We start from the raw sequence: 12,384 nt of genomic DNA on the forward strand, positions 1-12,384 counted from the left end.
ATGATTTCTTTTTTAAGTTTGTCTGATTTGAGGCAGACTTGCTGTATTGTTAACTTTTCCATATTCTCAAAAGTCTATTAATGTTTGTTCATTTGTAGAATCATCTTCTGGAATCCCATCTCCTGTATAGGATCCTGTTCCAACAGTAAAATATTCTATTCCTCCAGCTTTATCATCGATGATAGGACGACCATCTTTATCCAGTTGGAAAGGTTTGCCAGTTTTACTGTCGTATTTATGTGGGTTGAATATGTAGCCTTTCCAGTCACAATACATAATGAACTTCTTTTTGAATGCAGTCGGTGATATGAATTTCCTTTGAGCAGGATCATATGTACAAAAGGCATCATATAAGTCCTTCCGGACAAGACGCTGATTTAAATGTTCATTTGAGGAGAAATATTCGTCTGCCCAGGATATGAGGGTTTCGCCCATTTCTTGGCGAAGCTTCCGTTGTTCGAGTCGTTCTCCTGGAGCTTGCACGACTCCAAACTGAAGATAGAGCTGTATGCAGTTGGCCAATAAGTTCCAAGTGAGATTCCATTGGTCGAAATCCCATTCGGAGAAAAAGAGTGTACCAAAGTCATCAATAGGCTTACGTGAATCGTTGTAATAATCGGAGAAGGCAAGGAGCCACTGTCGATCAGTAAAGCTGGAGCCACTACCACGAATTGCATGGTTGGTGGCAATGTAGATTTTGGGAGATGCGGAAAAAGGTATAGTAATCCTTCTGCCTCCTTTATAGTTAACACTCCAATCTCCGGTAATATTGGGGAATAAAAATTCAAAATTGAAGTTCTGCAGTACGTCATCAATGAATACTAGCTTAGTATTTTCAAGTACATCATTCCAAACAAATTGATCATTGAAGAGGTCGCTTCTTTTTCCAGGTATGTAAGCTGTGGGAATAGCGCAGCGCATGAGTTCCCCAATTAAAGATTTACCACTTCGGCCATTGGAATCACCTACTTCGGATTGTTTTCCGTCCATTCCGACAACAGCTTTTGAAACGTTATTATCTTTAGCTTCCATTATCATATAACCTATGGCACATAACTTACTTAAAAGATGAATTCGATTCTCATTCTCTTCATCGGCATCTTTTTCTACTTCAGACTTCCGCCAGGAGAAATTGCTGGCATTTTTTAGAAAAAGGAGATAATGGCATTTTTCCCCATCTTTTGAGATAGAATAGGTATAATGATTTTCTTGATCTACCTTGAAAGTGATTAATGGGTAGCCCAAGTATTTGGCGGGAATCATTTTTCGTTGTTCTGCCCATATATGGTGGCTGATATTCTCGTATCCCATTTCTTGTACACTGTCTTTGGTTATGTACCAACATTTGGTATCGAAATAAAAATATTGGCTTTCTCTATTAGGCTTTATAAAATTCGGTTCAATGAAATTGAGAAGTGATAGTTTGTCCGGACCTACATATTGAGATACCCCTTTGATAAGCATCTCGTTTACTTCCTTTTTACAATAATGTTTTGCAAATTGAAATAAATAGTCTCGTGCATCCGATGCGTCGATTGCTTGGACGACCGGTGGATCCAGGTGAATAAACTGATAGGTTTTGTCAAGACGACGAAGACGACCAAAACCGCGATTTTGCAGAAAATTATGGGAATTGACATAGCAGAATTGATATTCAATACGCGGGTCTCCTCCCCGGTCTTTTTTCTCTACTTCTTCCCAAAATTTTTCATCATCATCGAAAGGTTGTGCCAGGACAACTTTGCCTGTGTCATCAAACTTCCATCGGTATCTTCCGAATACAAATTCAGGAAGGTTTTTGAGAATATCCTTATGACGTTCGGCAAAAGCTTCATGAGAATGCAGACACCATAACTCTTGTAATTTGTGATCGGTCCAAGTTGTAACCTTGAACATTTCAACATACTTTCCAAGACCTTTTTTTTGATTACACGCAAATTCGATATCCTTTGCCAATTCATCTTCATGATCTTTAAGGGTATTTGAAAGCAGGTCATCCAGACCTTTGTCTCCAGCTTCATTCTTCTGAATGTGGCCAACAAAAACTTCTACGTAGATATTTCGATTCTTAAGAGTACGCATATACTCTTTGAAGTTTTTGGCAGCGTAGAAAAAACAGTAAGGACGTTTTTCGACACGGTCATTAAGTCGGATATTAGTGCTGATATCATCCCAATCAGAGTCAAATATGAATGCAACTTCTTTAACACCACATGTTGTGATGATCTTTACTAGATCTTCCGGAAGAGAGCTGTTTTCTTTACTACCTAAATTTTGAATGCCAGAAACAGCAATTGAGGGAACTCCGTGTTTGCATGCCTTCTCTGCTTTTTTTTCTCCTTCCTGGATATAGAGTCTGGGGATTTGCTCTTTCTCCTTATACATACGGCGCAGTTTTTCTGGAATATAGATAGGCGTACCACTTCCTGAAGGTGATTTATATTTGAATGGTTTCCCTTCTTTGTCTAAATGTGCATCTGGAAATTGCCATCGTACCCGAAAATATTCTTTCCGTTCACCTGTGTCTTTTTTTCGATGATCTTTCCTGGAATAGGTAACCGGCATGCCTTCGAGATCATAATATTCTATAATCACGTCATCTCCGGATGAATCAATCTCTCCGGATCCGTTTATGGTACCAGGATGAAATGTACGTGCCTCGAAAATTGATTTCGTATCACCGGTTTTATAAATCTTGGCTGTGACATCTTCAAAAGTCAATCCAGAATCAGAAAGCATTTTAGAACAAAAGCTGCAGACATCATTGCCTTTAGCTTTTTTACTTCCTTTCTTCATTTTCTCGATCTGCTTTTTTTTCTGTTCCGGACGCTGATCAAGAATGACGTTGAATTTGTGTGCCAGATATTCGAGAGCATCTGGGAATTCTTTTTTCTCGACTCTCATTAAATAGTCAAGTGCACCAACTCCGTTGACTTGATGGCAAGAAAAGCATCCATAAATATCTTTGACCGGGTGTATGCTAAACTTCTTCGAAGCTTTGCATACAGGGCAGTCACATATGTAACTAGTCCCAGATTTACGAAGATTCTGGAAGTCTTGTACCACATCAATTAGGTGGCTGGCTGATGCGTCTTTGATGCGTTTTATATCATCATCAGTAAAATTCATAGCTATGTTTTTTTATTTGGTACGGAGAAAACAAGTTCTTTGAGTTGCAAATGAAGCTGTTTTCTAAGGACTTCAATAGGACTGGATAAAAGTTGCGCGTCTGCCTGCTGAATTATTTCTAAAAGATGTTGAGCGTCTTTTGGATGAATATCATTAATGGTGAGTAAACCACGATTGTCAATGTCTACATACATAGTATTATCTTTTTTTACGCCCTCCTACGGCTTTATGGTGATAACTTAACTTATACCGTTGCCGTAGTTTTTCCGCATATTCAGATGTTGCATCTTTGGGATCAACGAGAACTTGCGTCCGGGCGTCTATTCTTAACAATATCTTGTTTGATTCTAGCTGAACAGATTGCTGACAAAGAGCTGCAACTTCTTCCGGATCATCGTTCTCAAAAAGATTTATCTTTTCTCTTTTTTGAGTGGATGGGCTGGGGGAGTGAACAACTTTCATAGCTTACTATTGTAATTCATTTAACAGCTCTTCAATAAATTCCTTTAAGTATTGAGGCATCTCCTTTGTTTCTATCTTCTCTTTTTCTTGGAATCTATAATAGTCACAGGCCGTTAAAATGATATTACGGGCAATAAATGAGTTTTGCATGATCTGTACTATAGCTGGTATGATATTGATAGGGGAACCGGTAATTACTGCCGGAGTGGCAACGAGAGAATCTTGCTCTTTATAAAAAAAACAAAGAGCACTCATATTATTTGATTTAATAATATTTGAAATTTCATTCATTGCGGAAGTTATACGTTTTTCTGTTTCTTCAAAGTTTTCCATAACGTTTACTTTTATGTTAATAATAGAAATAGTGGGTATTTGGGATTCGAACCCAGCCAACAGAGAAATGCTGAAAACTCCGTCATGCTACCTTACACCATTACCCGTATGCCGGGAATTTCACCCGGCAAATCTTGTGTAACAAACCTAACCAGGGATTGGATACCCTACATGCCTCCTTAAGCACGTTTTTAATGATTAATAATGATAAACTTCTATTTCCTCATTTGAATATAGAAAATGTATAACTAAAATACCGGGTTTATCCCGGACGCATTCCTTGTGCGTAATTTGATTAAATAATATATGGTTGATTAATAGAAGTTTCCTGTCTTCTGACTCGATATTCAGTACGTGTTCTGCGAGAACGACGTACTGTATATGTTGAGTCTGTAATGATCGTAATTTCTCCACCGATGAACAAGAAAAGTAGTATGACCGATACTTGTCTTCTAACAAAAGGGGATAAGTCAAAGCTTATGTTGTGGTGCGTACAAAACCACCATGCTGAAATTTCGTTGATCTTATTTAGTCCTAATTTCTCTTTGACTTTACGAAGGGTGTTGTCTACGGTCCGTACGCTGATTTGTAGCAGTGAAGCTGTCTCTTTATATGAGCCTCCCCACGCAACACATTCGGCTATTTCGTTTTCCCGTTTTGCAAGTGTGACTTTTAAGTTCATAACTACATATCTTCAATGGTCCAACAGTCTGTTATATCATATTTTTTAAAGACTTCTGTAATTGCCGAGAATAGAGTTACGGAGATATCGATAATCCCGGCATTCAGTTTTTTTGAGAAGTACGATCGTGATGGGTTATTTAAAACCTGTGTCAAGTCTGATTTGAGCTTGTCTTTATCTTCTAAAGAGACTTGCAGATATCCTTTTTTAAACGAATAGCGTTTTTTCGCTATTGCGGATGTTCTAGTTTTGTTGTACATTTGTTGCAATAATTTTGAAATCACTGTGCAAATATAGAGAACTTTTCTCTATTTGCAAATGTTTTACGAGAACATTTCTAATAAAATGAATATTTTATTGCGAATTGTTCTATAAATGAAAACAAATAATGGAGAATAGTTCTATTGCTAAAGAGACATTTATAGACCGACTTGAGTTTTTTATGAAAACTGAAGGATTGAATTCTAATAGCTTGACTGTCGCAGCAGGCCTTTCAAATGGTCTTATAGGTAAAGCTTTAAAGAATAGGTCATCTATGAATTCAGATAGTATAGAACGAATCTTGTGTGCTTACACAAACTTAAGTGCCGAATGGTTAATGACTGGTAAGGGTACTATGTATGTGGACGATCAGCCTGCGAAAGCATCCGATATTCCTAACAACTTGAATAGTGACAGTTTAGTCTTTTTTTTGCGTGATAAGAATAAGGAATTGGAATGTGAAAACAGGAGATTACTCGTAGAAAACGCATCTTTGAGAACAAGATTGGAATTACTGGATGATTCCAAAAATAAAACAGGATGACGATTATTAAAGGGGGAAAATTCCCTAAATAAATAGTGAGAAATAACAAGAGATAGAAACTTTAGAAACTAAGAAAATGTTTCGGTTCCGGTTACGTTTGTAGCCCGCTTACGAGGTAAGTTTCTGATTATTAGTACTGAAAATAGTACGCCAGGAACCTCAAGTAACACTTTGAATTCCTTGAAAGTCAAGTACTTTCAAGGAATTTCTTTTTGGGGGGACCATTCTGGGGACCAATTAGGTAGTATATTATGGATATACCGTTACTGCATGCGCTAATCCTTTTTATTTTAGGTTTTTCCCTACTGACAATTATGGAATTCACTTATTAATTCTGATTTTCCTGCGTTACTTTTGTTCTAAACCAAAAGAAAAACGCCATGAAAAAGATTTTATTTATCCTGTTTGTTGCCCAGTTTATTTTGGCTCCTTATATAATAAAGGGCTATGGTGCAAATCTTGTTGAAGATAATTATGAGTATTCGGGAGTTGACCAAGGGAGAGAGACTGTTGAAAAGGATATTTTAGGTAATATCATTATCCGTGATGATAATGGTAATAGAAAGACTATTGAAAAGGATATCTTAGGGAATATCATCATTCGTGATGATAAAGGCAATAGAAAGACTATTGAAAAGGATATTTTGGGGAACATCATTATCCGTGATGATAGAGGCAATAGAACGACTATCGAAGAGGATATTTTAGGAAATTTCATTGTTCGTGATGATAAAGGTAATAGAAAGACTATTGAAGAAGATATTCTAGGAAATACCATTATCCGGGACGATAAGGGTAATAGAAAAACTATAGAGAAAGATATTCTGGGAAATACTATTATTCGCGATGACAAAGGTAATAGAAAGACGATTACAAAAGATATCTTTGGGAATACTATTATCGAGGATGATAAGGGGAATAGAACAACTATTAAAAAAGATATTTTTGGAAACGAAATAATTGAATATGGTAACGGTCATGGGAAAATTATTAAAAAGGATATTTTTGGAAATACAGTCATTGAGGAGTATTAAAATGTACTTTTTAAAATGATAATATATGGGATGTCATTTGAGATAGGGGTTATTCACAATATCGTGGATAGCCCCTTATTGTATGTTATAACCTGGCAATAATATGTTCGCTATAAAATCATATTATAATCGTAAAAGTGTATATATTTGCATAGTGCGGAGATAAAATATTTATTTCTAAGTTATTCAAGGATAAAGAAATGGAACACAAACAATTACTAACTGTATTTAATTCACTTCCTGTTGGAATAGGTTTCTTCACAGCCGATGGCACTCTGGTAAGATGCAATGAAAGCTTCTGCCGAATTTTTGGCGCTGACTCGCAAACGCTTCTTGGTAATAAACTCAACATAAATGAAAATTCTGTGGTTCCTGACGTGGTGAAGGAAGCAGTTCGTCGTTGTGTTCCGGTACAGATGAGTTTTTTGTATGATTTCGATAAACAGAGAACCGATAAACGTTTTTTCTCTACGCGTACCCGGACCTGCTATTTGAAATGTAATGGTAATCCTCTTTATGATAATGATGGCAAGTTTGTTAATTACATTTTTATCTTTGAAGATATTACAGAAACGGTGAAAAGTGAAGAGGTACTCCGTCAAAGTCGCCGGAAAACGGAGCTTGCTATGAAGGCAGCCAACATCATGTTTTGGGAATTTGATGCAGTGCCCAAATTATTTTATAGTGATAATGAACCGCTGAATGGATACGATCAGTCTAAGCCAGTTAGTATGGCACTATATCTGGAGACTTTGCATCCGGATGACCGTAGTCAGGTTACTGAAGTAATGGAAAGAATGAGCAATGGGGAAGATTTTTCTTTTTCTTTTGATAGCAGGGTTATGTTACCGGATAGCTCAACCTGGCAATTTTGTACGATAAGCGGTGCTCCTTATGAATTTGATTCTAATAAGAAGGTATTGAAATATGTTGGTACCCGAAAGAATAATACGGAGGTGCAGAAAAAGGAGCAGTTCTTCTATAATATATTAAATAATCTTCCGTTATCTGTTCATATCAAAGATGTAGAGAATGATTTCCGCTATGTTTTTTGCAATGAAGAGAGTAAGCTCATGTTTGGTACCAGCGAAGATAAAACTACTTATGATGTGCTGAGTGAAGAAGAAGTAGAGCGTATTCAGAAGACTGATTTAGAGGTATACAATACTGGGAACCCTTATTTCGGCATGGAACGTATTATACTGAAGGATGGACGCAGCTATGATACTATTGTTCGCAAAAGTATAATTGAAGATGATGGCAAACGCTTTCTGTTAAATACCCGCTGGGATCAGAGTTTACAAAATGAACTGAAGCGTCGTGCACAGCTGTTAACTGTCACTATGGAAGCGATGAATGCCTTCACCTGGTTTTTTGAGCCGGCTAAGAACAGGGTGAGTTTCGGTGAAGGTTTTGATAAAAATGGGAAGAAGGCATCAGAAATTAATTCGGTCGAGAAATATCTGACTCTCGTACATCCTGATGACCGACAAAAGTTTGCTGAAACTTTGCAAAAGGCGGTAGAACTAGGAAGCGGTGTATGGGATGTGGAATATCGCATTGACTTTAAAGGAGATGGCATGTATCAATGGTGGGAAACGCGTGGCCTTGTTGAAACCACAACTTTGAACGATGCTCCTTATAAGTATTTGTTCGGTATGACGCAAAATATCGATTCCTATAAGCAGACTGAATTGACCTTACTAAAGAATAAAGAAATACAGGACGCTTTGGTACGACAGAATGAACTGGTTCTTAACAATACGAATTCAGGGTTGGCCTACATCACGAAGGAATATATGGTTCAATGGGAAAATATTTCGTTATGTTCAAAAAGTCTTTCTTTTGAAGCCTACAAAAAAGGTGAACTTTGCTATAAAAGTACATATAATCGTACTTCTCCCTGTGAAAATTGTGTGATGCAACGTGCTTTTGTTTCATTACAGACGGAACAGATGAAGTTTTCGTTGGACAGTGCGCATACCGTTGAAGTGTTTGCCACTCCCGTAGTTCTTGAAGATGGATCTGTGGATGGTGTTGTAATTCGCGTGGATGATGTAACGGAGCGTGAAAAAATGATTAAGGAATTGCAGGAAGCCAAACATCAGGCAGAGCAGTCTGATAAATTGAAATCTGCGTTCCTGGCGAATATGAGTCATGAAATCCGTACTCCCTTGAATGCTATTGTAGGTTTTTCGGAGTTGATGGCTTATGCCGGAGAAGAAGAAAAGGCGGACTATATCCAGATTATTAATAGTAATAATGAGTTATTGCTAAAACTGATAAATGATATACTTGATTTATCCAAGCTGGAAGCCGGTTCGGTAGAACTGAAATACGAACCGTTCGACTTATCCGAACATTTTGAAAACATGTTTACTTCCATGAAGCAGCGCCTGAAGAATCCGGATATCGTGTTAACTGAAATCAATCCTTATCACTGTTGTCAGGTAACTCTGGACCGTAATCGCGTGGCACAAATTATAACGAATTATGTCACTAATGCTATCAAATATACTTCAAAAGGTTCTATTAAAATGGGATATGCATGTAAGGATGGAGGCGTCTATTTTTATGTGAAAGATACCGGTATTGGTATAGCTGATGATAAAAAAGGAAAAGTATTCCAGCGTTTTGAGAAACTTGATGAGTTTGCCCAAGGTACCGGACTTGGACTTTCTATTTGCAAGGCAATTGCAGAAGCTATGGGAGGTAAAGTCGGCTTTGAATCGGTACACAATGAAGGATCGCTGTTTTGGGCATTTTTACCTTGTGAAGTCGATACACTTTCTATGGTAGAAGAGAAGAAAGAAGAGAATATCTCCGGAGGAGAGTTTGGTGCGAATGACGAAGTGATGGAGAAGAGTGCCGGTCGGAAAACAATTCTCATAGCTGAAGATATACAAAGTAATTATCAGCTGGTGTCTACTATCCTGAAGGATCATTATGATTTACTGCATGCGGAGAATGGGCAAAAGGCAGTGGAAATAGCGCGTAGCCAACATGTCGATTTGTTGTTGATGGATATGAAAATGCCTGTACTGGATGGATTGAAGGCTACAGCTGAAATACGTAAGTTTAATGCTAGCTTACCTATCGTCGCACTTACCGCCCATGCTTTCGATTCTGACCGGATTGCTGCAATAAAGGTCGGCTGTAATGAATATCTGGTTAAGCCGCTTGAAAAAATGAAATTAATGGTGGCATTAAAGAAATATTTATAATCTTTGCATTGTGAATATCTGGAATTAGTTGAATATATCGATGAATCGTATTAAAGGTATACTTTATGCGGCGGTATCCTCCTCCACTTTTGGGCTGGCTCCGTTTTTTTCTATAACTCTGTTGTTAGCTGGTTTTTCGGCTTTCGAGGTGCTTTCTTATCGTTGGGGAGTGGCTGCTATTGTATTGACACTGTTTGGATGGTGTTCGGGATGTAATTTCCGGCTGGCAAAGAAAGATTTGTTAGTCGTTTTTTTTATTAAGTTTGTTGCGGGCAACCACCTCATTCAGTTTGCTCATTGCCTATCAGAATATAGCCACGGGGGTAGCATCGACTATTCATTTTATGTATCCGTTGGCTGTATCATTGGCAATGATGTTTTTCTTTCATGAAAAGAAATCTCTTTTGGTGATGCTTGCTGTTTTAATGTCTTTGTTTGGTGCTGCTTTACTGTCATCGGGAGAGTTGGAGGCGAAAAGTTGTGATACAATAGTAGGATTGGTGGCGGCTTGTATTTCTGTCTTTTCTTACGGAGGATACATCATTGGGGTTCGAACAACACGAGCCGCTCAAATCAATTCCACTGTACTGACATGTTATGTTATGGGGATGGGAGCTGTTCTCTATCTGATAGGAGCTATGGCAACTTTCGGGCTTCATCTGGTGACAGACGGTTATATATGGCTGATTATTTTAGGACTTGCATTGCCGGCTACGGCTATTTCCAATATAACTTTGGTACGGGCAATTAAGTATGCGGGACCTACACTGACTTCTATTTTAGGTGCGATGGAACCACTGACAGCCGTTGTGATCGGTGTCTTTGTTTTTAAAGAACTGTTTACCCTGAATAGTGTTATTGGAATTCTTTTGATTTTGTTGGCTGTGGGTATGGTAGTATTTCGTAAGCAAAAATCTTAAAGAAGATATTAATAAAAAATGCTGCTTATCTGATGTGATAAACAGCATTCATTCTGGAGAGCCTCTTGTCGGATTCGAACCAACGACCCCGAGATTACAAATCACGTGCTCTGGCCAACTGAGCTAAAGAGGCGTTTTTCTTTTGCGGGTGCAAAGGTATGAATTTCTTTTAAAAATGCAAATACATCGCATACTTTTTTTATATTTGCAAAGTTACCAATGATTAGATGAAAATGAAAATTATGAATGTATGTAGTGTGGCGCTTTTAGCCATAGGTATATGGGCTTGTTCCGGACAGAAGAAAGGAACGGCGAATGTTGAAGTTGCAACAGATAGTGTAGAAGTAACTGCGGATGCAAAATCAGTTCAGGCAGATAGTACAGGATATATTGTTCGGGTAGGAGAGATGGCTCCGGATTTCACAATTACCTTGACAGATGGGAAGCAAGTGAGTTTATCTTCCCTTCGTGGTAAAGTTGTCATGTTGCAGTTCACTGCAAGCTGGTGTGGAGTTTGCCGTAAAGAAATGCCGTTTATCGAGAAGGATATTTGGTTGAAGCATAAAAATAATGCAGACTTTGCTCTGATTGGCATTGACCGTGACGAACCGCTTGACAAAGTACTGGCTTTTGCAAAATCTACCGGAGTCACTTATCCGTTAGGACTGGATCCGGGAGCTGATATCTTTGCGAAATATGCATTACGTGAATCCGGAATAACGAGAAACGTGTTGATTGATAAGGAAGGAAAAATTGTAAAGCTGACTCGTTTATATAATGAGGAAGAGTTTGCTTCTCTTGTGCAGGCAATTAATGAAATGCTGAAATAAAAGAGAACCTTCATCAGATGTTTCCAACGGAACATATATGAGTATATAAAAATAGTAACGCTATCCTGATGTGATGGCGTTACTATTTTGGTTATATAGTGACGCTATCCGGAGTACATACCGTCACTATATGATGATGCATTTTCAAGCAATGCTAAGTTTGACCAGGTAATCGTAATGCTTTCCTTCTTTTATCAATTCTGCCTTAAAACCACATTCGGAAGCATATAAGCTAAGAGTCTGGAAATCTACATATAACCAGTCGAATGTGTCTCCTTTTACATCTTTATATTGCATTTGGAAGTCGATCTCTCCGTAGTAATCTCCGGCCAGATCGATGACTATGCTACCGTCTTCCTCTTCAAAAAGATAACGCAAATCACTGGAATCCATAAATATGCATCCACCGGGGCGGAGAATACGTTTCATCCGTTGGAAAAATTCGGGCATATTATTCAGCCGTCCGATGATTCCGGAACCATTCATGAGCATTAGGATCGTATCGAATGTTTCGGAAAATGTTTCATCAAAAAGGTTGATGAGACGAGGATCGTTCACTCCACGTTGTTTCATTACTTCGACAGATAAAGGAGAAATATCAATGGCGCATACGTCTTTTCCCATTTCCTGAAGTGCGAGCGCATGGCAACCACTTCCGGCACCTACATCCAAAATCCGTCCAGTAGCCATTTGCAGGGCGGTGCGCTCTAGTACAGGCATAGACTGTATACGACGAAACAGTTCTTTGACGGGAATTTCATCTTCTTCGAATTGAGAAGAAAATACCCGCAAACGATCAGCTCTATGATGGTTGAAATAGTCAGAAATAGCGGCTCCCATCGGGTCCTTTTCTGCAGAAAGAATTGTTATTGCCATTGGTGGTTACGATTGTTAACTTTGCAAAGATAAATAAATCCGTAGAAAAGGGTTATCTTTGCCATCGGAAATGTTGAATACTAATAAAT

10 protein-coding genes, 1 tRNA gene and 1 pseudogene are annotated in these 12,384 nt (G+C 38.2%); 5 read left to right on the top strand and 7 right to left on the bottom strand.

What is annotated here, in order from left to right; all coding sequences use genetic code 11:
- Window positions 1-66: 66 nt before the first annotated feature.
- The 5 genes from KSX81_RS19145 to KSX81_RS19165 form a co-directional block, all read right to left on the bottom strand.
- The gene (locus KSX81_RS19145; RefSeq protein ID WP_175353605.1) at window positions 67-3,129 is read right to left on the bottom strand and encodes a CHC2 zinc finger domain-containing protein; all 3,063 of its coding nucleotides are present in this window, start codon (window positions 3,127-3,129) and stop codon (window positions 67-69) included.
- A gap of 2 nt (window positions 3,130-3,131) precedes the next feature.
- Entirely contained in the window at window positions 3,132-3,323 is a 192-nt protein-coding gene (locus KSX81_RS19150) for a hypothetical protein (protein ID WP_217725914.1), read from the bottom strand.
- Window positions 3,324-3,327: 4 nt separating this feature from the next.
- Window positions 3,328-3,591: a hypothetical protein gene (locus tag KSX81_RS19155; RefSeq protein ID WP_149943878.1), complete on the bottom strand. Its 264-nt coding sequence runs from the start codon at window positions 3,589-3,591 to the stop codon at window positions 3,328-3,330.
- Window positions 3,592-3,597: 6 nt separating this feature from the next.
- A complete protein-coding gene (locus tag KSX81_RS19160) occupies window positions 3,598-3,924 on the bottom strand; it encodes a hypothetical protein (protein ID WP_149943877.1) in 327 nt (108 codons plus the stop codon).
- A 295-nt stretch (window positions 3,925-4,219) separates the two neighbouring features.
- A complete protein-coding gene (locus KSX81_RS19165) occupies window positions 4,220-4,606 on the bottom strand; it encodes a helix-turn-helix transcriptional regulator (RefSeq protein ID WP_049702405.1) in 387 nt (128 codons plus the stop codon).
- A gap of 388 nt (window positions 4,607-4,994) precedes the next feature.
- On the opposite strand from KSX81_RS19165, the gene KSX81_RS19170 reads away from it, so the two are divergent.
- The 4 genes and pseudogenes from KSX81_RS19170 (at window position 4,995) to KSX81_RS19185 (ending at window position 10,589) form a co-directional block, all read left to right on the top strand.
- Entirely contained in the window at window positions 4,995-5,411 is a 417-nt protein-coding gene (locus tag KSX81_RS19170) for a hypothetical protein (protein ID WP_175353606.1), read from the top strand.
- Window positions 5,412-5,791: 380 nt separating this feature from the next.
- Entirely contained in the window at window positions 5,792-6,445 is a 654-nt protein-coding gene (locus tag KSX81_RS19175) for a hypothetical protein (protein WP_004300785.1), read from the top strand.
- Between the two features lie 200 nt (window positions 6,446-6,645).
- Entirely contained in the window at window positions 6,646-9,669 is a 3,024-nt protein-coding gene (locus KSX81_RS19180) for a PAS domain-containing protein (protein WP_008999887.1), read from the top strand.
- A 40-nt stretch (window positions 9,670-9,709) separates the two neighbouring features.
- Window positions 9,710-10,589 (top strand): annotated as a pseudogene (locus KSX81_RS19185) (DMT family transporter).
- 59 nt (window positions 10,590-10,648) lie between these two features.
- On the opposite strand, the gene KSX81_RS19190 reads toward KSX81_RS19185, so the two are convergent.
- Window positions 10,649-10,722: transfer RNA gene (locus KSX81_RS19190), tRNA-Thr, on the bottom strand.
- A gap of 94 nt (window positions 10,723-10,816) precedes the next feature.
- On the opposite strand from KSX81_RS19190, the gene KSX81_RS19195 reads away from it, so the two are divergent.
- Window positions 10,817-11,419: a TlpA family protein disulfide reductase gene (locus KSX81_RS19195; RefSeq protein ID WP_004300781.1), complete on the top strand. Its 603-nt coding sequence runs from the start codon at window positions 10,817-10,819 to the stop codon at window positions 11,417-11,419.
- 144 nt (window positions 11,420-11,563) lie between these two features.
- On the opposite strand, the gene KSX81_RS19200 is transcribed toward KSX81_RS19195, so the two are convergent.
- Window positions 11,564-12,295, bottom strand: a complete 732-nt coding sequence (locus tag KSX81_RS19200; protein ID WP_004326523.1) for a class I SAM-dependent methyltransferase — start codon at window positions 12,293-12,295, stop codon at window positions 11,564-11,566.
- Between the last annotated feature and the right edge of the window lie 89 nt (window positions 12,296-12,384).

Source organism: Bacteroides sp. MSK.18.37, assembly GCF_019129155.2.
Taxonomy (GTDB): domain Bacteria; phylum Bacteroidota; class Bacteroidia; order Bacteroidales; family Bacteroidaceae; genus Bacteroides; species Bacteroides ovatus.

What these genes read in the sequence shown, in the direction of transcription:
- KSX81_RS19145 (WP_175353605.1), bottom strand. Translation starts at nt 3,129, where the DNA reads ATGAATTTTACTGATGATGATATAAAACGCATCAAAGACGCATCAGCC.
- KSX81_RS19150 (WP_217725914.1), bottom strand. Translation starts at nt 3,323, where the DNA reads ATGTATGTAGACATTGACAATCGTGGTTTACTCACCATTAATGATATT.
- KSX81_RS19155 (WP_149943878.1), bottom strand. Translation starts at nt 3,591, where the DNA reads ATGAAAGTTGTTCACTCCCCCAGCCCATCCACTCAAAAAAGAGAAAAG.
- KSX81_RS19160 (WP_149943877.1), bottom strand. Translation starts at nt 3,924, where the DNA reads ATGGAAAACTTTGAAGAAACAGAAAAACGTATAACTTCCGCAATGAAT.
- KSX81_RS19165 (WP_049702405.1), bottom strand. Translation starts at nt 4,606, where the DNA reads ATGAACTTAAAAGTCACACTTGCAAAACGGGAAAACGAAATAGCCGAA.
- KSX81_RS19170 (WP_175353606.1), top strand. Translation starts at nt 4,995, where the DNA reads ATGGAGAATAGTTCTATTGCTAAAGAGACATTTATAGACCGACTTGAG.
- KSX81_RS19175 (WP_004300785.1), top strand. Translation starts at nt 5,792, where the DNA reads ATGAAAAAGATTTTATTTATCCTGTTTGTTGCCCAGTTTATTTTGGCT.
- KSX81_RS19180 (WP_008999887.1), top strand. Translation starts at nt 6,646, where the DNA reads ATGGAACACAAACAATTACTAACTGTATTTAATTCACTTCCTGTTGGA.
- KSX81_RS19195 (WP_004300781.1), top strand. Translation starts at nt 10,817, where the DNA reads ATGAAAATGAAAATTATGAATGTATGTAGTGTGGCGCTTTTAGCCATA.
- KSX81_RS19200 (WP_004326523.1), bottom strand. Translation starts at nt 12,295, where the DNA reads ATGGCAATAACAATTCTTTCTGCAGAAAAGGACCCGATGGGAGCCGCT.